This is a genomic window from Alkaliphilus transvaalensis ATCC 700919, from assembly GCF_000621485.1.
Lineage (GTDB): Bacteria > Bacillota > Clostridia > Peptostreptococcales > Natronincolaceae > Alkaliphilus > Alkaliphilus transvaalensis.
Genome location: NZ_JHYF01000002.1, coordinates 280,310 through 300,573 on the forward strand (window position 1 = coordinate 280,310; position 20,264 = coordinate 300,573).

The 20,264-nt window shown below is 33.4% G+C and carries 19 protein-coding genes, 1 other RNA gene, 1 pseudogene and 1 riboswitch; of the genes and pseudogenes, 16 read left to right on the top strand and 5 right to left on the bottom strand.

Going from position 1 to position 20,264, the window contains the following annotated elements; translation table 11 throughout:
* Positions 1–15 precede the first annotated feature (15 nt).
* On the bottom strand, positions 16–327 hold the full coding sequence (locus T335_RS0103630; RefSeq protein WP_026476323.1) for a hypothetical protein: 312 nt from the start codon (positions 325–327) through the stop codon (positions 16–18).
* Between the two features lie 146 nt (positions 328–473).
* Here T335_RS0103630 and T335_RS19795 point away from each other — a divergent pair.
* Positions 474–812 (top strand): annotated as a pseudogene (locus T335_RS19795) (diguanylate cyclase); the annotation flags it as partial.
* A gap of 698 nt (positions 813–1,510) precedes the next feature.
* Here the strand turns inward: T335_RS19795 and T335_RS0103645 are convergent.
* Complete coding sequence (locus T335_RS0103645; RefSeq protein WP_026476325.1) at positions 1,511–2,104, bottom strand: 5' nucleotidase, NT5C type; 594 nt, start codon at positions 2,102–2,104, stop codon at positions 1,511–1,513.
* Between the two features lie 293 nt (positions 2,105–2,397).
* Here T335_RS0103645 and T335_RS0103650 point away from each other — a divergent pair, with 293 nt between their 5' ends.
* The 4 genes from T335_RS0103650 to rpoD all read left to right on the top strand — a co-directional run bounded on the left by T335_RS0103650 (position 2,398) and on the right by rpoD (position 7,029).
* Entirely contained in the window at positions 2,398–3,411 is a 1,014-nt protein-coding gene (locus tag T335_RS0103650; protein WP_026476326.1) for a deoxyguanosinetriphosphate triphosphohydrolase, read from the top strand.
* A gap of 115 nt (positions 3,412–3,526) precedes the next feature.
* Positions 3,527–4,018 carry a YaiI/YqxD family protein gene (locus T335_RS19800; RefSeq protein WP_051569116.1) on the top strand — a complete coding sequence of 164 codons (492 nt, stop codon included), beginning with the start codon at positions 3,527–3,529 and terminating at the stop codon, positions 4,016–4,018.
* A gap of 38 nt (positions 4,019–4,056) precedes the next feature.
* Entirely contained in the window at positions 4,057–5,874 is a 1,818-nt protein-coding gene (gene dnaG, locus T335_RS0103660; RefSeq protein ID WP_026476327.1) for a DNA primase, read from the top strand.
* 18 nt (positions 5,875–5,892) lie between these two features.
* A complete protein-coding gene (rpoD, locus tag T335_RS0103665; protein WP_026476328.1) occupies positions 5,893–7,029 on the top strand; it encodes an RNA polymerase sigma factor RpoD in 1,137 nt (378 codons plus the stop codon).
* 37 nt (positions 7,030–7,066) lie between these two features.
* Here the strand turns inward: rpoD and T335_RS0103670 are convergent, their stop codons facing one another.
* Positions 7,067–7,267: a hypothetical protein gene (locus tag T335_RS0103670; RefSeq protein ID WP_026476329.1), complete on the bottom strand. Its 201-nt coding sequence runs from the start codon at positions 7,265–7,267 to the stop codon at positions 7,067–7,069.
* 100 nt (positions 7,268–7,367) lie between these two features.
* On the opposite strand from T335_RS0103670, the gene T335_RS0103675 reads away from it, so the two are divergent.
* The 10 genes from T335_RS0103675 to T335_RS0103715 all read left to right on the top strand — a co-directional run bounded on the left by T335_RS0103675 (position 7,368) and on the right by T335_RS0103715 (position 16,558).
* Positions 7,368–8,069 (top strand): tRNA (adenine(22)-N(1))-methyltransferase, encoded by a 702-nt coding sequence (locus T335_RS0103675; protein WP_026476330.1) that lies wholly within the window; start codon positions 7,368–7,370, stop codon positions 8,067–8,069.
* The gene (locus tag T335_RS0103680) at positions 8,054–9,172 is read left to right on the top strand and encodes a Nif3-like dinuclear metal center hexameric protein (protein WP_026476331.1); all 1,119 of its coding nucleotides are present in this window, start codon (positions 8,054–8,056) and stop codon (positions 9,170–9,172) included. The genes T335_RS0103675 and T335_RS0103680 overlap by 16 nt, the downstream gene beginning before the upstream one ends.
* A gap of 228 nt (positions 9,173–9,400) precedes the next feature.
* A complete protein-coding gene (locus T335_RS0103685; protein ID WP_026476332.1) occupies positions 9,401–9,802 on the top strand; it encodes a ribonuclease HI family protein in 402 nt (133 codons plus the stop codon).
* A 73-nt stretch (positions 9,803–9,875) separates the two neighbouring features.
* Positions 9,876–10,248: RNase P RNA component class A (rnpB, locus tag T335_RS21515), an RNA gene on the top strand.
* A 332-nt stretch (positions 10,249–10,580) separates the two neighbouring features.
* The gene (locus tag T335_RS0103690; RefSeq protein WP_026476333.1) at positions 10,581–10,892 is read left to right on the top strand and encodes a nucleoside triphosphate pyrophosphohydrolase; all 312 of its coding nucleotides are present in this window, start codon (positions 10,581–10,583) and stop codon (positions 10,890–10,892) included.
* Positions 10,893–11,176: 284 nt separating this feature from the next.
* Positions 11,177–11,281: riboswitch (glycine riboswitch) on the top strand.
* An 81-nt stretch (positions 11,282–11,362) separates the two neighbouring features.
* The gene (locus tag T335_RS19805) at positions 11,363–12,421 is read left to right on the top strand and encodes a PTS sugar transporter subunit IIC (protein ID WP_051569117.1); all 1,059 of its coding nucleotides are present in this window, start codon (positions 11,363–11,365) and stop codon (positions 12,419–12,421) included.
* 176 nt (positions 12,422–12,597) lie between these two features.
* Positions 12,598–12,948: a carboxymuconolactone decarboxylase family protein gene (locus tag T335_RS0103700; RefSeq protein WP_026476334.1), complete on the top strand. Its 351-nt coding sequence runs from the start codon at positions 12,598–12,600 to the stop codon at positions 12,946–12,948.
* Positions 12,949–13,132: 184 nt separating this feature from the next.
* Positions 13,133–13,573: an N-acetyltransferase gene (locus T335_RS0103705; RefSeq protein WP_026476335.1), complete on the top strand. Its 441-nt coding sequence runs from the start codon at positions 13,133–13,135 to the stop codon at positions 13,571–13,573.
* Positions 13,574–13,852: 279 nt separating this feature from the next.
* Positions 13,853–14,524 carry a helix-turn-helix domain-containing protein gene (locus tag T335_RS0103710; protein ID WP_026476336.1) on the top strand — a complete coding sequence of 224 codons (672 nt, stop codon included), beginning with the start codon at positions 13,853–13,855 and terminating at the stop codon, positions 14,522–14,524.
* 126 nt (positions 14,525–14,650) lie between these two features.
* Positions 14,651–16,558, top strand: coding sequence for a methyl-accepting chemotaxis protein (locus T335_RS0103715; RefSeq protein WP_084280931.1), 1,908 nt, complete (start codon positions 14,651–14,653; stop codon positions 16,556–16,558).
* Between the two features lie 145 nt (positions 16,559–16,703).
* Here T335_RS0103715 and T335_RS0103720 read toward each other — a convergent pair whose 3' ends face one another.
* On the bottom strand, positions 16,704–16,973 hold the full coding sequence (locus T335_RS0103720) for a hypothetical protein (RefSeq protein WP_026476338.1): 270 nt from the start codon (positions 16,971–16,973) through the stop codon (positions 16,704–16,706).
* 69 nt (positions 16,974–17,042) lie between these two features.
* Positions 17,043–18,692 (bottom strand): flavin monoamine oxidase family protein, encoded by a 1,650-nt coding sequence (locus tag T335_RS0103725; RefSeq protein ID WP_034327604.1) that lies wholly within the window; start codon positions 18,690–18,692, stop codon positions 17,043–17,045.
* 256 nt (positions 18,693–18,948) lie between these two features.
* On the opposite strand from T335_RS0103725, the gene T335_RS0103730 reads away from it, so the two are divergent.
* Positions 18,949–20,217 carry an ammonia-forming cytochrome c nitrite reductase subunit c552 gene (locus T335_RS0103730; protein WP_026476340.1) on the top strand — a complete coding sequence of 423 codons (1,269 nt, stop codon included), beginning with the start codon at positions 18,949–18,951 and terminating at the stop codon, positions 20,215–20,217.
* The last annotated feature ends 47 nt before the right edge of the window (positions 20,218–20,264 follow it).

Consider the following 20,264-nt stretch of genomic DNA (forward strand, 5'->3'; position numbering starts at 1 on the left):
GTTGTTTAAGTTATTTTAGAACATAGGTATATAGGTTTTAACATCGTATACATGGAAATCTATAGGCAAATTATCAGTTACAATTTTTCCCTGTAAATCATTATTTTCAATTTTATGCTTTAGGCACTCAAAGTCGGCATCAGACAGTAACATGTTATTATGATCTTTAAGTAATGTGGTTCCAACTACGCCAAACTTCCCCGTTGTTGGGCATTCAACTTTAATCATTCCCTTTTCATCAATAAGTATATTTCCCAATATATTTTCTTTACCAACAGCTTCCCCAAAGAATATACTTCCATCTCTTAATAACAAATAGCCTTTCATTTTAATATACCTCCCTTATAGTTACTGGGCTAAAAGGAGCCCAGATTAATTATTTCAACTAATTTGTATATATATGCAATTCTTACTTATAATTATACCACTGTAATATATAATTACAATAGAAAAAATTAGAAAATAAACTAGAAAATAAACTAGAAAAAATGTGGGAGTTATTACAGTACAGTAAGTTTACAATACTATACTTTGATCTAGACAACTTTAAAGTATATAACGATGTATACGGTTTTAAAAAGGGTGATGAGGTCATACGAGAAACAGCCAGTATTATTACTTCAAAACTACAAGAAGGGAGCAAAGAAAAAGCTTTTGTGGGGCATATTGGTGGAGATGATTTTATAGGTATTCTAAATAATCATGAATATGTAACTTTATGTACTGATATCATTAAGGAATTTGATTCTAAGATAGCCACTTTCTACGACCAAGAAGATTTAGAGAGGGGAAATGTCTACAATAATAACTGAAGGGGAATAAACCAGAAATTTCCTGTTGTATCATTGTCTATAGCGGTAATTTCAAATCAATTAAGTATTTTCAAACTGTAGAAGGGATCATGAGGGAGGTTGTTATTACAAAAAACTAGTCCACCCAGGTATGCCTAAGGAATAGTTATAGCAACTAGTAGGGATTGGATGGGTAAAAATAAAGGTTTCAGCTTGGAAGGACCTTTTAATCCGTTTTAAATAACTCAGAGTTAAAAAATTGCAAAAACTAATAAAGTTTGTGGTATTAGGATGTTGCTGAGACCAGCTAAAAATTTTATTATAGATAGACGGTTTTTTGTTATAAGCTCTAAATAAATTTGGGTGATTAATTGATAGACTTTGTTATCATCTAAAGATCAAATATTTCTAATGCACTATTAGGTGTTTCATTTTTGAGTGCCTCCTGTAGTGATCCTGCAACAGAATTGTGACCTTCTCCTACAGAAGCAATAATAGCGATCCTCATAGCATCCTCCTTGTATAATGAAGTTGTAGTCAAAACTACAGCTTCTAATTGATTGTTTTATACTATATATAGACGCTGTGGATTAGTTAGTCCTCTATAATTTAGCAGAATATATCTAATAAAGTTAAAAACTCTTTAGTTTCATAATTTCTGTTACCATACAACATTACTCCTTTACAGATGGCTTTTAAAAGGTTATTCAGGGTTTATTTTATGTTGCAATTTTAAATTGACTAATTGGGTATTGAGTATATTCTTCAATTACGTTCTTAATCTCAAACCAATTATTTACTCGTGTAACTTGAGGGGGCAAGGGCTCTTGGTTATAGTAACAATTAATTAGTAAGACTTGAAAGCCAGATGAGGCTAATTGAATAGCATTTTCATAGCGATCTTCAATAAAAATATCACAGCTCAGTTCTATTGCTTTCCCTATTTTATTATGGCTACCCAATAATGAAAGGGTATTCAACGGGATTAGGTGGCGCTTTAACCATTTATTTGTCACATCCCTCATCCTTTCCTCTCGGGCTGTAACAAAATGTATTTGATGATCCTTTGCTAATTCATCTAGAACTTCTTTGGCTCCTGCTCTAATCGTTACTTCATCATGAAGGATTTCTCCATAGCTTCTATAAAATTCATCGTATGCTTTTCGCTCTACACCTAGGTTTTGATGTATGTCATAAACTTTTACATCCATAGCTGTAATATTAGTATTAAAGTAACTATTTGCTCTAGGAATCCAGTCATAAGCCTCTGTTATGGTACCATCAATATCAATGCAAAGATTTAATTTTTTCATTGTAAGCCCTCCTTTTAATAATCTAGCACCTTTATTATACAAAAGAGATTGAAAAGGTTCTTTAAATATAGATTAAGTTTTAGTAAATTTATAAAAATAGGTAGTGGGTTTTAAATTCACTAGTAACTTTTCTGGAAAAAGATAATGTATAATACAAAATATTCAAAAAGTCAAGGTATAAAATTTATTTTTTTGTAAAAATTATCTATTGACACTAAAAAACCTCTTGTTAAAAAGGGTTTTTATATTTTATAGAGTATATATAATATAAATATCCAGTAAGGAGAAAAGCTATGGCACAGAAATTACGAGAAGTTACAGAAACCTTTGAAAGTAAATATTTAGCCAACTTTGCTCAACTTAGTAAAAACACAAGGGGAAGAAAAGAAGAAGAGGATGAATGTGATATTAGAACTGTATACCAGAGGGATCGAGATCGAATCATTCATTCTAAATCCTTTAGAGCACTGAAGGAAAAAACCCAAGTATTTATTGTAAAGGATGACTTTTTTCGAACCAGACTAAGTCATACTTTAGAGGTCAGTCAAATTGCGAGAACAATTGCTAAGGCCCTTAAACTTAATGAAGATCTGGTTGAAGCAATAGCCTTAGGCCATGATCTAGGACATACCTGTTTTGGCCATAGTGGGGAAGATGTCTTAAGGGATCTCACGGGCCATTTTAGACATAATGAGCAGAGTCTAAGGGTGGTAGAGGTTTTAGAGAGGAATGGTAGAGGATTAAATCTAACCCTCGAGGTTAGAGATGGTATACTCAATCATACAGGAGCCAATGCTCCAATGACAATGGAAGGAAAACTAGTTAAAATTGTCGATAGAATTACCTACCTATGTCATGATATTCAAAATAGTATTAGTGCAGGAATATTAAAAGATGGAGACATCCCTAAAGGAATTATCCATGTTTTAGGAGACGCCCACAGTAAACGGGTTAATACCTTTGTTAAGGATATGATTCAAGAAACCTTCCTTCAAATTAGTGAAGGTAATAAACTGGATATTTATCAAAGTAATGAAATTTATGAAATTATGATGGAACTTAGAGCATTTATGTTTAAGCGGGTTTATTATGGGGATGTTTGCAATAGGGAAAAAGAAAAAGCTACTTTTATTGTTTCTTCTTTATTTCAACATTTTCTAGAGAATCCTCATGAAATACCCGAAGAATATCGTTCTTTAATGGGAAAGGAGAGCCTAGAGCGAATCGTAACGGACGTTATTGCAGGTGCAACAGACTCCTATGCAATTAAAGTCTTTCAAAATAAGTTTATACCTTCGCCACAGTAGGGTTATCCACAGGGAAGAGTTAATATTCTGAATATATTTTTTTTAGGGGTTAGGGAGGAATTAAGGAGAACTATGTCGAATAAAATTCATCAATCCCTACAAAAAGGAGATAAAAATGAAAGTTATTGTAGATGCTGACGCTTGTCCTGTAAAAGAGATCATTGTAGACAAATGTAAGAAATATAATATAAAACTAATTTTTATACATAGTTTAGATCATATATCCCATCAATATCCTCTTGTTGAGAAAATAATAGTTGATAAGGGATTTCAATCAGCCGACATGGCAATTGTTAATCATACAGAAAAAGATGATTTAGTCATCACTGCTGACATAGGTTTGGCAGCTTTAATTATCGGTAAAGGAGCCTATGTTTTAAATCCATGGGGCAATTTTTATACCCCAGAAAATATAGATCAACATTTACATCAAAGATATCTAAACCAAAAAATTCTAGCATCTAAAGGGAGATTAAAAGGACCTTCAAAAAGGAAGAAAGAGGACAATGAGAAATTTGCCCATATGCTAGTTAGTTTTATTGAAAAATATCTATTAAATAAAAATGTAAGTATATTAGAAGGAGATTTTAAAATTACAAAGAACTAAATAGTATGTAGTAAAGAATAACTTTAGGTGTGATTATGATGGGAAATTTCTTTCCAGAAGAAATAATAGATGAAATAAAGGACCGTAATTCAGTTGTCGATGTAATTTCACAGTATATACAGGTTAAGTCATCGGGAAGAGATACCTATAAAGCCCGATGCCCCTTTCATAATGAAAAGACTCCTTCTTTTGTCATAAATCCTCAAAGACAAATGTATAAGTGTTTTGGTTGTGGCGAAGCAGGAGATGTTATACGTTTTATTATGAAAATTGAGAATTTAAGCTTTATTGATGCAATTAAGCTGCTAGCTCAAAGGGCTAATATTCAACTGAAGGAACTCAATACTTCAGAGGAATATAAGAAGACAATGGAACAAAAAATGCTTTTTTTTGAGATTCATAAGAAGGCAGCTCAATTTTACTATAATAATTTAACCAGAGGAAGAAATGCTGCTTTAGAGTATTTATTAAAAAGGGGATTATCTCAAAAAGTTATTAAATCTTTTGGTATTGGTTATTCAAATGATTCATGGAAGGATTTGTTAAATTATTTGAGTAAAGAAGGCTATCAATTAAAAGATTTAGAAAAATGTGGTTTAATAATTCAAAATGCTAAACAAACAGATTATTACGATCGTTTCAGAAATCGTGTTATGTTTCCGATCTTCGACATAACAGGGAATGTTATTGGATTTGGTGGTAGAGTATTGGATGATTCATTGCCAAAATATTTAAATTCATCTGAAACTCCTATCTTTAATAAAAGTAGTACTATTTATGGTTTAAATTTTGCCAGAAGACATATTACCGATGGCAAAATTATTTTAGTAGAAGGCTATATGGATGTAATAGCCCTTCATCAAGAAGGTTTTAAAAATGTTATAGCTGCCCTTGGTACTGCCTTAACAAAGCAACACGCTGAAACTTTAAAAAAATATTGTTCAGAAGTAATCATATGCTTTGATGGAGATGATGCTGGGGTAAAAGCAACGATTAGAAGTATAGAAATCTTAAAGGAGGCTAACTTAAATTGCAAAATATTACTCTTGCCTTCAAAAAAAGATCCAGATGATTTTATTAAAGATAAGGGTAAATTTGCCTTTCAAGAACAAATAGATGGTGCAGTGAGCCCTATTGATTACAAAATTATACAAGCTAAAAATAAACATAATCTAGAACTACCAGAAGGAAAAATTAATTTTGTCAAAGAATTAGCAGAAATTTTAAAGCAAATTAAGAGTCCAGTTGAAAGGGAAGTTTATGTTCAAAAAATTGAAAAAGAAATTGGTGTCTCCAAACAGGTAATTCACTTGGAGATATATGGAAACAAAGGAACGACGCCCTTTGACAAGAATCTAAAGTATAGTTCTAACAACAAAAGAGATAATAAATATATAGAAGCAGTGCCGCCAGCAGAGCAAAATGGTCACGTCATGGCAGAGAAACAACTAATAAAAACGATGTTGGTAGAACCCAAAATGTTAGAGTTAATTGCTAAAGGCATTAATCCAGAAGATTTTTCAAAAGGAAATCATCAATTAATTGTTGAATATATATTAAGAAATCAAATCACCAATAGCGAATTAATTTTAAAAGATTTACCGCATCTTAATCATGATATAGAAGATATATTAAATATAGATATAGACCACTTAGACTTTTCAAAAACTCTAGAAAAATATATTGTCAACATTAAAAGATTTAAGTTAATGTATCAAGCTAAATTGCTTCAAAATAAGCAGAAAGAACTTATAGAAAGTAAGAAACTAAATAAGGAAGAGGTTGAGACGGAATTGCTTAAAATCGGCATGGAAATAATGAAAATTAATACAGAGATACAGAAGCTGCAGCTTTAATGAAGGGAGGGGAATATATTGACTGAGTCAAATGAAGCAAAAAAAGAATCGGTAAAGAAATTAATAGAAAAGGGCAAAAAAAGAGGCATGATTACTTATGCCGAAATTATGGATACGCTAGAAGAAATTAATATTGATAAAGATCAAATAGATGATTTATATGATCATTTAGCTTCTCTAGGTATTGACGTTGTTGGAGATGGAAGCAAAGAGGATTTAGATATTGAAGATATTGATATAGATGTTGATTTAGAAGAAGTTGAAATAGAAGCTGATGAAGTAATTGAAGAAAATATTGAAGATGACGTTGCCCTATTAAAGGGAATAAATATTGATGATCCTGTTAGAATGTACCTTAAAGAAATAGGAAAGGTACCTCTCTTAAGCGGTGATGAGGAAATAGAATTAGCTAAGAAAATGGAGGCAGGTAATGAGCATGCCAAAAAACGCTTAGTAGAAGCAAATTTACGTTTAGTTGTAAGTATTGCTAAAAGATATGTAGGAAGAGGAATGCTATTTTTAGATTTAATTCAAGAAGGAAATCTTGGTTTAATAAAAGCTGTTGAAAAATTTGATTATCGAAAAGGATACAAGTTTAGTACCTATGCAACTTGGTGGATCAGACAAGCCATTACTAGAGCTATTGCAGATCAAGCTCGAACAATTAGAATTCCTGTGCATATGGTAGAAACTATAAATAAATTAATTAGGGTATCGCGACAATTATTACAAGAATTGGGAAGAGAACCTAAGCCAGAGGAAATTGCAAAGGAAATGGATCTTTCAGAAGATAAAGTAAGGGAGATATTAAAGATAGCTCAAGAGCCCGTATCCCTTGAAACTCCAATAGGAGAAGAAGAGGATAGTCATTTAGGAGATTTTATCCCAGATGATGATGCTCCGGCTCCAGCAGAAGCTGCTGCCTTTTCCTTATTAAAAGAACAGCTGATTGAAGTATTAGATACATTAACCCCAAGAGAGCAAAAAGTACTACGCCTACGTTTTGGTTTAGATGATGGAAGAGCCAGGACATTAGAAGAAGTAGGTAAAAAGTTTGATGTAACAAGAGAACGTATACGCCAAATTGAAGCTAAAGCTTTAAGAAAGCTAAGACACCCAAGTCGAAGTAAAAAGTTAAAGGACTATCTTGAATAAAAAAATAGATTCGCTCATTGGCGAATCTATTTAATTTTTACCAGTAAAATTTTTGTTTAGCATATTCAATTTTTTTCTTCTTTTCTTCTTCAGTTTCTTGTCGATCAATTTGGTCTTGAAGGGTGTGCATATATTGGTCTGCTTCTTCTTCCCATTCTTGAGTACGACCACCCCATTTAAAATGCACCATATCTTCTGGAGGAACAATTTCCTTTGGTTTTTTAGGTATGTGGGGCATCATAAAACCTCCCTGCTAAATTTGTTTTGGTTTTAGTTCATTATTAATTGGAGAAAATAAAGAGATACATTTATTATTCTGAAATAAAGGAGTAAATAATATGCAAGTTAAATTAACCCCTAGACTTGAAAAAATTGCTTGTCTAGTTAAAGAAGGTAGTAGAGTTGCAGATATCGGAACAGATCATGGCTATATTCCCTTATATTTGCTTGAAAATAAAATCAGTACATTTGTTATTGCCAGTGATGTTAATCAAAAACCTTTAGAAAGTGCCGAAGGAAATATTAAAGATTTTGGATATGAAAATCAAGTTGAAACTCGCCTAGGAAGTGGGTTAGAAACTTTAAAGGTAGGAGAAGTAGATACAGTTATTATTGCAGGAATGGGTGGATTATTAATTGCAGACTTGCTAAAAGCTTCGCCAGATGTTGTTAGTAATATTAATACATTTATCCTTCAACCGATGCAGGCCCAAGAAGAGCTTAGACGCTACCTAATTGAAAATGGATATTCCATTAAAGAAGATTTACTAGTGAAAGAAGATCATCGAATCTATGAAATAATTGTTGTTGAAAAAGGAAAACAGCTGGTAGATAAAGAAATATTTTATATGGTCGGTTTTCACTTAAAGGATAATCCCCTACCTTTAGCTGAAGAATTTATTGAACGCAAAATAAAGGCTTTTAGCAAGATATTTGAAGAGACTAGAGGGTTAACTGCAGAATCGACAATAGAAAAAAATCAAATGGCTTTATCAAAATTAAAGGAATTAGAGGAGGTGTTGGAATGGCTGAAAGATTAAAGGACATTATTGAAATAATTGAGGGATTAGCACCTAAAAAAACAGCAGAAACTTGGGACAATGTTGGACTTCAAGTGGGAGGTCTTCAAGATGATGTAAGTAAAGTATTAATAACTTTAGATGTAACAGAAGCAGTACTTACAGAGGCTAAGGAAAAAAAAGTAGATTTAATTGTTGCCCACCACCCAATAATCTTTAAAGCAGTAAAGTCTATTTCTAAAGATGACCCCAAAGGAAGATTACTTTATCAAGCAATACAAAACAATGTAGCACTGTATGCTGCCCATACCAACATAGATGTGGTGATAGGAGGGCTAAATGATCAATTAGCTTTAAAACTGGGACTAGAAGAAACAGAAATTTTACAGGTAACAAACCAACAGGAATATTATAAAATAGTTGTTTTTGTGCCATTAGGCCACGAAGAAGAGGTAGCCAATGCTTTAGCCTCTGCAGGAGCAGGACATATTGGGAATTACAGCCATTGTAGTTTCAGAAGTAAGGGGATAGGTACTTTTATGGCCCTAGAGGGAACAAACCCCTTTATAGGAACTAAGGGTAATCTAGAAAAGGTAGAGGAAATACGGTTGGAAACAATCATTAAAAAAGAAGATTTGAGTCAAGCTTTAAAGGGAATGATTCAAACCCACCCTTACGAAGAAGTTGCCTATGATATTTATCCGATAATAAATAGTCAGCCAGTCACAGGGATTGGGAGAGTAGGTACTTTGGAAGAACCAGTGAAGGTTTCAATTATGGTTGATAAAATTAAAACTTCTTTAGGGATTGAGAAAGTAAAGTTCAGCGGAGATGTTAATACTCACCTTAAAAAAGTGGCGATTGTTAATGGTAGCGGAGCAGATTTGATTTTTGATGCAATAAAGGCCAAATGCGATTGTCTTATTACAGGAGATGTTAAATATCATGATGCCCAGATTGCACTAGACTATGGTTTAAATGTCATCGATATAGGTCATTATGAATCAGAAGTATTATTTGTTCAATGGATGACAGAATATTTAACAGTAAAAAGTAAAGAAAAAGGATTAAATATCGAAATAATTCCTTCAGAAACAGATCTTAATCCATTTCAATTATTATAAGCGCATTGTCTTGAAGTATAGGGTCTTTTTTGTTAGAATAAATATTCTAGGATTACATCATTTAGGACAAAGGGTTAGCAAGGGATATCTGTTAGCCGTTAATAAGATATTACTTAAAAGACATCACGCAAAGAAGATAAAAGATTGAAGGTCTTAAACATTAGAATCAAAATAAAAGACATTATTACTTATTATTAAGGATAATTTAAATGAATAGGGGTGTAGTAGATGAAGGCAGTAATGTACAGTGACGGTGGTTCAAGGGGTAACCCTGGTGAGGCAGGAATCGGTATCCTTTTAGAGGACGAACAGGGTGAAGTAATTAAAGAAATTAGTCAATATATAGGGAAACAAACTAATAATGTAGCTGAATATCAAGCTCTCTATAAAGGATTAGAAACAGCATTAGATCTTGGGGTGAATGATATTACATGTTATTTAGATAGCGAACTAGTAGTAAAACAAATTAAAGGTGAATATAAAGTTAAAAACGAAGGCTTAATTCCTATTTATCAAATGGTTTTACCTCTAACGAGAAAATTTCAATCATTTAAAATTCAACATGTACGAAGAGAGCATAATAAAAGGGCCGATGCTTTAGCTAATTTAGCGATGGACCGAAAAGAATAACAAAAATTGGATTTTGACAGGTTCTTAAATCTATGTTATTATTATATCTCAGCAGGACAACAAGTGAATATTGTGAGTAAGTCAGATGGTCGCGGACACAGCTTTGCTGTGGACGAGGAAAGTCCGAGCTCCATAGAGCAGGGTGCTGGGTAATACCCAGTGGAGGCGACTCCAAGGAAAGTGCAACAGAGAGATACCGCCCTTTACTTTTGTAAGGTTTCGACTTTACTTTATGTAGGGGGTAAGGCTGGAAAGGTGAGGTAAGAGCTCACCAGCAACTAGGTGACTAGTTGGCTATGTAAACCCCATCTGGAGCAAGACCAAGTAGGGATGAAAAAGCGGCTGCTCGTCGTGTCCCGTGGTAGGTTGCTTGAGCCGTCTGGTAACAGCCGGCCTAGATAGATGACCGTCAGATACAGAACTCGGCTTATAGATTTGCTCACATATCAATATGAAAACTCAAGGGTTATTGCCCTTGGGTTTTCTCAGTTTTTGAATTGAGTAAACTGTTGATGCCTTTGAACTGCCACTGGTGATCAAAAGCAATAAGGAATTTAAAAAATAAAAGTAAGAGGTAATTGAAAAAGTATGGTAAAATTATCTAAGATTAGATGAGCACCATAATTCGATATTAGAATATGAACAACTGAAGAAACTGCATAATTGATAGTAGTAGTTTACATTTCTATAAAATGTTTCTATAAAATAAATATAAATTGGGAGTTATGGTTATGCAAGAAGTTTTTTAATTAATAGAATAAAAAATAGGGGGAAAGCAATGAAAGTATATAATAAACTAATTAGAGATCATATTCCAGCGATTATTGAGAAAAGTGGAAAAAAGCCAATAATAAGAACTTTAAAGGAAGAGGAATACATAAAAAGTCTTAACCTAAAACTTCAAGAAGAATTAGATGAATACTATGAGAATGAGGATATTGAAGAATTAGCCGACCTAGTTGAATTGGTTTATGCAATTTTAAAATTTAAAGGGGTTAGCCTTCAGGAATTTGAAGAGATTAGACAACAGAAAAAGGAAATAAGAGGTGGGTTTGATTCAAGGCTTTTTTTAGAAAGGGTTGAAGGTTAAAGTCCATTATTTAGAGCTCTTTTCATTAGTCTATTATAATCATAGATATAGTCTATAAAAAAGCTAATACATATTAATAAAAATAATAACATATTTAAAATTTATTCATTTAGACTATTGATTTTTATTTATAATTTTAGTATTCTATATTTGAAGACAAATAAAAATAAATATTAGTGGATGATAATCATTGAGGAGCATTGCTATAAAGCGATCACCGACGAAGCAAGAACAAGACTATGCTCAAGTCTAGTTTGAAACTTTCAGGTAAAAGGACAATGATTGGACACATTCCTGGAGAGTTCTTTTAAATAAAGACATCGAAGAAGCAACCGATCTCAGTTTATTGGGATTGGGAAACTTTCAGATAAAAGGACAGGAAGCCGAAAGCATGATATTTCTATATGCTTTTTGGCTTCCTGTTTTCGTGTTTTTGTTTGTACTTAAAAAATTTGAAGGAGGAATTTAAAATGCTATTAACCTTTAAAGGAATTGGATTATTAATATTGGCCTTAGGAGTATTTTCTATCTTTAGTTTAAAGGCACCAAAAGGAAAAGAAGCCATGACAGGTTTGGCTGGTACTGCTATTGCCACATTTTTAGTTGAAGCAATCCATAATTTTATCAGTGGAGATTTACTACAAATTGCTTTTCTGAAGGAAGTAGGTTTATCCTCAGGTAGTATGAGTGGTGCGATTGCAGCAATCTTAGTTTCATTAAAGATGGGTGTTAATCCTATTTTTGCAGTGGTGGCAGGGGCTGCTTTATCAGGAGTAGGAATTATACCAGGTTTTGTAGCAGGTTATATAGTTGGTTTTGTAGCACCACTTATCGAAAAAAAATTACCTCAAGGTGTAGAGGTGATCTTTGGTGCTTTAATGATTGCACCTTTAGCGAGGTTTATTGCAGTTATGACGGCCCCAGTTGTAAATGGGACCTTATTAAATATAGGGAATGTAATTGTTAATGCATCAGAGCAATCGCCAATAGTAATGGGCTTTTTACTAGGTGGCATGATTAAAGTAATCTGTACATCTCCTTTAAGCTCTATGGCTCTAACAGCAATGTTGGGGTTACAAGGGCCAGCCATGGGTATTGCTTGCATAGCTAGTTTTGGAGGTGCCTTTGCCAATGGAATTGTATTTAAAAAATTAAAATTAGGGGATTCCAGCAATGTAGTAGCAGTTATGTTAGAACCTTTAACCCAAGCAGATATCGTTACATCAAACCCAGTGCCAATTTATCTCTCCAACTTTTTAGGGGGGGGATTAGCAGGGATCAGTGCTGTAACCTTTGGTATTATAACTAACGCCCCTGGAACTGCATCTCCTATTCCAGGAATGTTGGCGCCATTTGCCTTCAATGACCCAATGAAGGTTATTCCTGCCTTATTATTTGCAGCAGTAGGTGGGAGTATTGGTGGACTTGTGGGAACTATGATATATAGTTACTTTAATAGAAAAAAAGAAAAGAATACTATAAGAAAACAAGTAATTTTATCAGGTGTTTTCAAAACATTCCTACGTTAAATCGTGGGAATGATCCCCCTTTATGAAAATAGATATAATTGTCAGTATCTATCTATTGCCAATGAAGTATTAGAATTTTCAATAGGTAGAAGTGGTTATATAAATTGAATCCTTTTGTATAAATTGATAAAATATTAACTAGGTTAATAAATATCTAATGAAAAGGGGACTAATTTATGACTAGAAATCCAAGGGAAATTTTAAGTGAACTAATGGCAGGTATGGGAGCAGCAGGTAAAACAAACCCAGAGATCATGTCAGCTTTTATGAACTTTGCAGGTGTTACAGCTAAAGGTGGGGCAATTGATGAAAAAGTAAAAGAACTAATAAGTGTTGGTGTTAGTGTTTATAGTCGGTGTGAGTACTGTATTGTTCTTCATGTTTACAATGCTTTAAAAATTGGAGCCACACCAGAGGAAATTATGGAAGCTGCTTTAGTGACTGGAGCTTTTGGTGGAGGGCCAGCTATTGCCTATACAACAACCTTAGTACAACAATGTATTGATGAGTTTTCAAAGGATTTCTAGAAGAAAACTAACCTATAACACTATAATAATATAACTTTTTTTAGCATATTAATGAGGGGATGGAAATAAGACCATACCCTCATTTTTTTAGCTTCTAATGTTGTTTTGTTTAGTTCATAAATAGTGGATGTAAATCATAAATATAAATATTTTAATAGACTGGAGATCTTCAGGAGGGATGAAATTGAAAGATAGTATTAATATAGTGAGTAGACTAATTGATAAGCTACAGGGAGACTTTTTAGAGATCATTAATTTTAAACCCCAATTCAATGTATACAAGCTAAAGGAGGGCCAGTATAATGCTAACTGTTATAAAAGAGGATTCACATTTAATTTCGATCTGCTTTTTAATGCTGGGGAGTCTTTACCCTATATATTTATTATCAAGTTAGAGGTATCTCCCAAAGGTGAAGGGCGGGGAACCCTCCTTATGGAACACTTTAAGTTACGGATAAAGGAAGAAGTATTCTTTAATAAAATCTACATATCTTCATTGAATCAAAGAACAGATCATTTTTGGTCTAGACTTGGATTTAATCATATTGCAGCTGAAGATCATCATGTTTTTAAAAATTATACCTGTAATCCTAATATGGTTTGCTGTCTTATTAAGTCCGATTAATATAAATCTACAATCATCATGAAATTTCTAAAAAGTAAACTTTAACCAAAATACTTCCTTAGTCCTAGTGGGAGTTTTTTTATGCATAGAATAGTAGTTTAAAACAGGGGTTTTTAATGACAAAAATAAAGGATGAAGTTAGTTTTAGAATAGGACTATTTTACTAATTATTGTAGAAATGTGGCATAAAAGGTAAAAAAATGACGAAAAATGTTGCGTACAAACACAACTTGATATAAGATGTTAATTGTTAGACAAATGTACAAAGGATGGGAAATAATGAATAATTTCGGTGCATATCTTCGATGTAAACGAAAAGAAAATATGACCCAACGAGAATTGGCAAAAAAGGTTGGGGTTGGTTATCCCTATATCAGTAAATTAGAAAATAATATTGAACCACCCCCTAGTGAGGAATTATTGCTTAAGTTAACTAAAGTCCTTAAATTAGATCAAGACGAAATTTTCCTTCATGCCAATAAACTACCTGGTGATATAAAGACCCTACTTTTAGCAGAGCCAAGGATATTAAAGATTTTACGGGCTCTAAGTAAAGTCGAAGGGCCTTCTTTTCTTTTAAATCATATCGAAGAATTAGTAAATAGTGAGGAAGATTTCTTTTGGTACTTATTTAATAAGAATGATAGAAATATTCTTTTAATTGATCCAGAAACATCAGAAATTGTAGATGCAAACAGAGAAGCTGCTAATTTTTATGATATACCAACAAAGAAGTTAAAAAACATGAGAATTACTGATATTAATATTTTATCAGAAAAAGAAATCTTTGAAGAAATGAAGAAAGCCAAGATGGTATTAAAAAATTATTTCAATTTTAAGCATCGAAAAAATAATGATAAAATTGTTAATGTTAGAGTAAAAAGCCTACCTATACTAATTAAAGGGAAGCCACACTTATACTCGGTTATAGAGGAAAATAAAATAAGTTAAATATTAGCAACCGATGTAATCCAGAAGAAACATATTGAGAGGAGCAGAAAGGTGAAAAGCATAAAATTAAAATTAATCATATCTTTTTCAATACTCATTCTAGTAACTTGCGTTTTTATAGGAGGAATGTCAGTATATCAAGCTACACAAGCATTGACTAAAGAAGCTGAACAGGCTCTAACTTTATTGACACAAGAGGGAGCAAAGCTTGTACAGGGTAGGGTAGAGGTCCAAAAAAGAACTTTAGAAATGATTGCTAACAGAACAGATATAATAAATATGGAATGGGAAGAGCAACTACCTCTATTATTAAGACAGTTAGAAAGAACAAATTATTTATCCTTTGGAGTTGTTCAACCAGATGGGACAGCTTATTTCCATGACGGTCGAATAGTAAAGTTAGGAGAAGAGGATTATATTAAAACAGCCTTTAGTGGTTCTACTAATATCTCTGATATATTCATTCGAGACGGAAAAGCTTATATAATTTATGCAACGCCAATAGAAAGGGATGGAAAAATTGTTGGGGTACTAATTGGTGAAAGGGATGGTATTGGATTAAGTACCATTATTGATGATATGGGCTATGGAGGAAGTGGGTATGCTTATGTCATCAATACAGAAGGTAGAACTGTAGGTCATATCGATCGAGATCGGGTTTTAAACCAAGTAAATCCTATTGAGTCGGCATCTCAAAATGAAGAATTAAGACCAGTAGCAGATTTGTTCCAAATAATATTAAAGGATAAGAGCGGTCTAAACCCTTATAACTTTCAAGGTAACAGTTTATACGCTGCCTATGCACCTATTCCTGACACTAATTGGATTCTGGTTATAACTGCAAATGAAAGTGAAGTACTGGCGGCAGTACCAAATATCTTTAGAAATATCCTATTGACTGCATCCATAGGTTTGTTAATAAGCATTATTGTTGTATATTTTATAGGTGATACCATTGCAAATCCAATTAAAAGGATAAAAGAAAAAGCTGAAAAATTAGCAGACTTAAACATAACTGAAGATGTTGAGGAAGATTTACTTAATAAAAAGGATGAGATTGGAATATTAGCTAATTCAATTCAGCGGGTTACAACAAATCTTAGAAGCATTGTAATCGAAATTAGTAAATCTTCTGATCAAGTTGCTGCAGCTTCAGAAGAATTAACCGCTACATCTCAACAATCTACAGTAGCCAGTGAAGAAGTAGCAAAAACAGTCGAAGAAATTGCTAAAGGAGCATCCCAACAAGCTAGAAGTACAGAAGACGGATCAAATAAAGCAGTGGAGCTTGGAAAAATTATTGAAAAAGATCAATTATATGTTACTGAGCTTAATCTAGCAACAGAAAGGGTAACTACAGTAGTTAAGGATGGTATTAAAGAAGTTGAGAACTTATCTAATATAACGAAAGAAAGTAGTTCAGCAATTAAAGAAATACATAATGTTATTTTGAAAAGCCATGAAAGTTCTGAGAAAATCGGTTCTGCTAGTAATGTTATTGCTTCAATAGCAGAACAAACTAATTTATTGGCCCTTAATGCTGCCATAGAAGCAGCTAGGGCAGGAGATGCAGGTAAGGGTTTTGCAGTTGTAGCTGAAGAAATAAGAAAATTAGCCGAGCAATCTTCCATTTCAACAAAGGCTATAGATGAAGTTGTTGTCGAACTTCAGAGTAATTCAAAAGACGCTGTAAATACTGCAGAACGAGTTGCTTTAATTTCAAAGGAGCAAACAAATAACGTTATAAGGAGTAGAGAAACATTTATGGAAATTTCGGAAAGTATTAAGCTTGCTGAAAGAGCAGTCAATAATTTAAATGATTCTAGTAAAGAAATGGAAATAATGAAGGAAGAAATTCTTACGACATTGGAAAATCTTGCAGCAATAGCAGAAGAAAATTCTGCAGGTACCCAACAGGCTTCAGCTTCTATGGAGGAACAAACTGCTTCTATGGAAGAGATTGCAAGCTCCAGTGAAGGACTATCACAATTAGCTCAAGATCTACATGCGATTATAACACGTTTTAGTGCATAAAAGATGAGTTGAACATAATTAAAGCAAAACATAATAAAAGCAAAACATAATAAAAGCGTAGTGATGTTCAATTACTTCCAATAATTCATAAAGACCCTGTTCTTTCATAAAGAAAGCAGGGTCTTTATAATTAACATAAATATAACTAAGTAGGGATATTAAATACTGTTCCTCCTTCTTCAAGGGGGATGGTGAAGCTTAGGGTTGTTGTGGGGTTTATATAGATAGAAAGATTTAGACCTGCAGCAATTCTTCGTGTTCCCGGTGAATATTCAAGGTCAAAGGGGATTCGTGACTTTATTAATAGGGCTAAGACAGCATTTAATTGAACTAGGGGTAGATTGCCTGCTCCTAATATTTTTTTAAATAAATCAGTAGATAAAAGTGTTAGTACCTCTTTTTCAAAAGTGGCCATAGGCAATGCTCCTTAATAAGTAATTATATTCTATCATATGAAGCTTACCTATAGATTTGTGCAATCAATCTAAGTATATTGTTGACATTTTAAAGCAATGTTATTGGCAGCAAACATGCCGGTTTGTAGGGCTCCTTGCATCCAACCCTTGGCGTTAGAGACATGTTCACCGGCAAAAAATACCCTATTATTGTATTCTGGTGCTATACTTACCCTAGCATATAATTGGTTTTGCTTTGAAGTTGTAAAAGTGAAAGCTCCCAATGCCCAAGGATGATCAGTCCAAAGGATTGTTTTATGGGCTACGACAATACTGTCTAAGCTAAACTTAGGTAACCCATGAATCTCTTCGATTTGTCTTTTAATAATTTCTATTGCATCTTTTCTTATAAAATTTCCTAAACGTAGAGCATCTTGCGTCCAATTATAGGAGGCTGTAATTACCCCAGGGCTATCAATAGGAGCTGTATCGGTAGGGTAGAGAATACTATTAATAATAAGATCTGTGGAGGAGGTACCGCCAATAATTCTATCATTCTCCCAAAAACGGCGGTTGCAAAGGAAAGTAGTTTTTTGTGCTGGAGATAAATTTAATTGTCGAATAGCTTCCATTTTTTCAATATTAAATTGAGGCTGCAAATCAATCAGTCTTAGGTTAGAAAAGGGAATACCACAAACAATAAAATCAAATATTTTAGTTCTCTTAATTGAAGAATGACGTTCTTTGTATTGGACTGCGACAGATCCACCTTCACGTTGACTTAATCCTGTAACTTGATGGCCTCTTTTAAAAGCCACTTTACCTAAAGCTTTCAAAGGAACACGTTCTCCATATTCTGTTGGGCATGGATTGATTAAAGAACGATAAAAGGCTTTTGGAAGGGTTGCTAAGCCACCAATCAATTCGTACATATATAAAAAATTTAATGGGTAAGCGTCCTGTAAAAAATTAATATGCCCTTTGTCTAAGTATCCGCCTAGAAAAGGATTAACACTACTTAACATTGATATTGCGCCTCTACTTAAATTAGCATTTTGGAGGGCTTGGTTAATGTTATAATAGTCAGCTGAAGCTATGGCAGGGGAGTAAATTTCTCTTAACTCTAAAATTTCTGCCCTAACCTCGGGGGAAAGAGGTCGAATATAGTCTTCTAGAATTCTAGCTTCTAAACTTGGCCAAGGAGTATTTTTTTCTTCAGGGGTCAAATTAAATAGTGGATAGATTAATCTTTGAACTTCATCAGGAGTATTACGACTTCTTACTCCACCCACATATCGAAAGGTATTTTCATTTGCTACGATAAATCGTCTAGTATTTAGCCGAAATAAATCAATATAATGCCATAATGATTGATGGGCTACAGGAAATCTTAAGGGGCCTAATTCTCCATAAAGACCTAATCTTTTATCAAAGTAATGGGTAAAAACCCTACCACCTACTCTGTTTTCCTCCGCTTCATAGATGGTGATATCAAATCCTAACTTTCTTAATTCAAAGGCAGCAGATAATCCTGCCAAGCCTCCCCCCAATATTGCAACTTTAATTCCTTTACATGATCCTGGGGGTAAAATAGTTGATATTTCCTGGGGTGGGTTAAAGAGACTAATTATATTAGTAAAGTCTTCAGGCCTTTCATTCAACTCTAAGCCAAAATAAAGTAGTTTTAATCGTTCTTCAGGTGTAGGATTACTTGGTTGAGGTGGTGGGATAATTTCCATAAGCATCTCCTTTCTAATTAATTTCGACTAAGGAAATTGAACAAAATGATAACTATTTTAAAAATATATTTAGTTTTGGAAATATAAATTTTAAATACATTATCCAATTGCCTTAACTAATAGATTATATGAAAGAAATATAAGGAACTTAGCTTGTTTATAAAAATAATTTTAAAATTTTAATAAAAAATTTATAGTTTAGAAAAGAATTAGTAATAATACTAGAGAGTTGGATAATTTGAAAGGAGTAGACATTATGAGAAAGAACTACAAAAATTTAATGATTTTGGTATTAATCATTACATTATTAGTTCCAATTGGTTGTGCTAGAGATGAAGAACCAGTGCCTCAACCCCAGCAGCCAGAAGAACCAAGAGTGGAACTACCTGCTGTTGAAGATATGATTCTTTCTGCTGAGAGTTGGCAAGAAGAATATCCTATGATTTATGAATCCTTTATTCGTACTGCAAGAATGCAAGATAATAAAGTAGAGGATACTGGATTAGGAGGATTAATGCCTATTAGTTACTTAGATAAATATCCAGAGATTAAGGTATTATATGAAGGGATAGGATTCTCAAAAGAATATTATATTGCTAGGGGTCATTATTATTCATTGGAGGATGTGATCAATACTTCAAGGCCAAAGCCTGGAGCTTCTTGTTTAGGATGTAAAACTGCAGATTTTGAAAAGTTATGGGTAGAAAATGGACAAGACTTATTCCGACTAGATTTTTATGAAACATCCCAAAAAGTAGAAAATGCAATTAGTTGTTATAATTGCCATAGAAATGAGCCAGAGGGTGGGATTCAAATAACTGCTCCTCATTTTGCCGAAGGGGTTAGAAAACTAGATCAAGAACCTAAGCCAGGGACAATGGCCTGTGCCCAATGTCATGTTGAATATTACTTCGACGGTAATACTGGAGAAATTGTACTACCTTGGGATAATGGTCTAGGAGTAGATGAAATTGAATCATATTTTGATGAAATAGATTTTGCAGATTGGATCCATCCTAGAACTGGTACACCTTTAATTAAGGTTCAGCATCCTGAATTTGAAACCTATACAGGGAGTGTACATGATCGGATGGGAGTCTCATGTGCAGATTGTCACATGCCTCGGGTTGTTGAAGAAGGGGAGGAATACCTTTCCCACTGGGCGAAAAGTCCTCTAAAGACAGTTACAGAGTCATGTCTTGATTGTCATGGAGGAGAACCACAAGCGTTGATTGATAGAACCCAAGCCATCCAACAGGAAGTAAAGGATATGACAGGAGAAGTTGGAATGATGTTGGTAGATCTAATCGAAGGGTTCGCTGAATTATTAGATCAACGAAAATTAGAAGATGAAGAAGTGATTAGAGAACTAAGATCATTGCATCGTAAAGCCCAGTACCGATGGGATTTTATATTTGTTGAGAACAGTACAGGGTTCCATAATGCAGCAAAAGCTAGAGAGACTTTAAATAGGGCTAAAGAATATGCCCAACAAGCCTTGGATATTATTGCAGAATATCAATAGTCTAAATAAAAACTACCACTAGTGGAAATGATAACCAGTGGTAGTTT

Bases quoted from the DNA above. Each gene is read 5' to 3' on its own strand.
- T335_RS0103690 (WP_026476333.1), top strand. From the start codon at position 10,581: ATGAAAGTATATAATAAACTAATTAGAGATCATATTCCAGCGATTATT.
- T335_RS19800 (WP_051569116.1), top strand. From the start codon at position 3,527: ATGAAAGTTATTGTAGATGCTGACGCTTGTCCTGTAAAAGAGATCATT.
- T335_RS0103725 (WP_034327604.1), bottom strand. From the start codon at position 18,692: ATGGAAATTATCCCACCACCTCAACCAAGTAATCCTACACCTGAAGAA.
- T335_RS0103730 (WP_026476340.1), top strand. From the start codon at position 18,949: ATGAGAAAGAACTACAAAAATTTAATGATTTTGGTATTAATCATTACA.
- T335_RS0103670 (WP_026476329.1), bottom strand. From the start codon at position 7,267: ATGCCCCACATACCTAAAAAACCAAAGGAAATTGTTCCTCCAGAAGAT.
- T335_RS19805 (WP_051569117.1), top strand. From the start codon at position 11,363: ATGCTATTAACCTTTAAAGGAATTGGATTATTAATATTGGCCTTAGGA.
- T335_RS0103720 (WP_026476338.1), bottom strand. From the start codon at position 16,973: ATGGCCACTTTTGAAAAAGAGGTACTAACACTTTTATCTACTGATTTA.
- T335_RS0103715 (WP_084280931.1), top strand. From the start codon at position 14,651: ATGTCAGTATATCAAGCTACACAAGCATTGACTAAAGAAGCTGAACAG.
- T335_RS0103630 (WP_026476323.1), bottom strand. From the start codon at position 327: ATGAAAGGCTATTTGTTATTAAGAGATGGAAGTATATTCTTTGGGGAA.
- T335_RS0103700 (WP_026476334.1), top strand. From the start codon at position 12,598: ATGACTAGAAATCCAAGGGAAATTTTAAGTGAACTAATGGCAGGTATG.
- T335_RS0103680 (WP_026476331.1), top strand. From the start codon at position 8,054: ATGGCTGAAAGATTAAAGGACATTATTGAAATAATTGAGGGATTAGCA.
- T335_RS0103685 (WP_026476332.1), top strand. From the start codon at position 9,401: ATGAAGGCAGTAATGTACAGTGACGGTGGTTCAAGGGGTAACCCTGGT.
- dnaG (WP_026476327.1), top strand. From the start codon at position 4,057: ATGGGAAATTTCTTTCCAGAAGAAATAATAGATGAAATAAAGGACCGT.
- T335_RS0103710 (WP_026476336.1), top strand. From the start codon at position 13,853: ATGAATAATTTCGGTGCATATCTTCGATGTAAACGAAAAGAAAATATG.
- T335_RS0103675 (WP_026476330.1), top strand. From the start codon at position 7,368: ATGCAAGTTAAATTAACCCCTAGACTTGAAAAAATTGCTTGTCTAGTT.
- T335_RS0103645 (WP_026476325.1), bottom strand. From the start codon at position 2,104: ATGAAAAAATTAAATCTTTGCATTGATATTGATGGTACCATAACAGAG.
- T335_RS0103650 (WP_026476326.1), top strand. From the start codon at position 2,398: ATGGCACAGAAATTACGAGAAGTTACAGAAACCTTTGAAAGTAAATAT.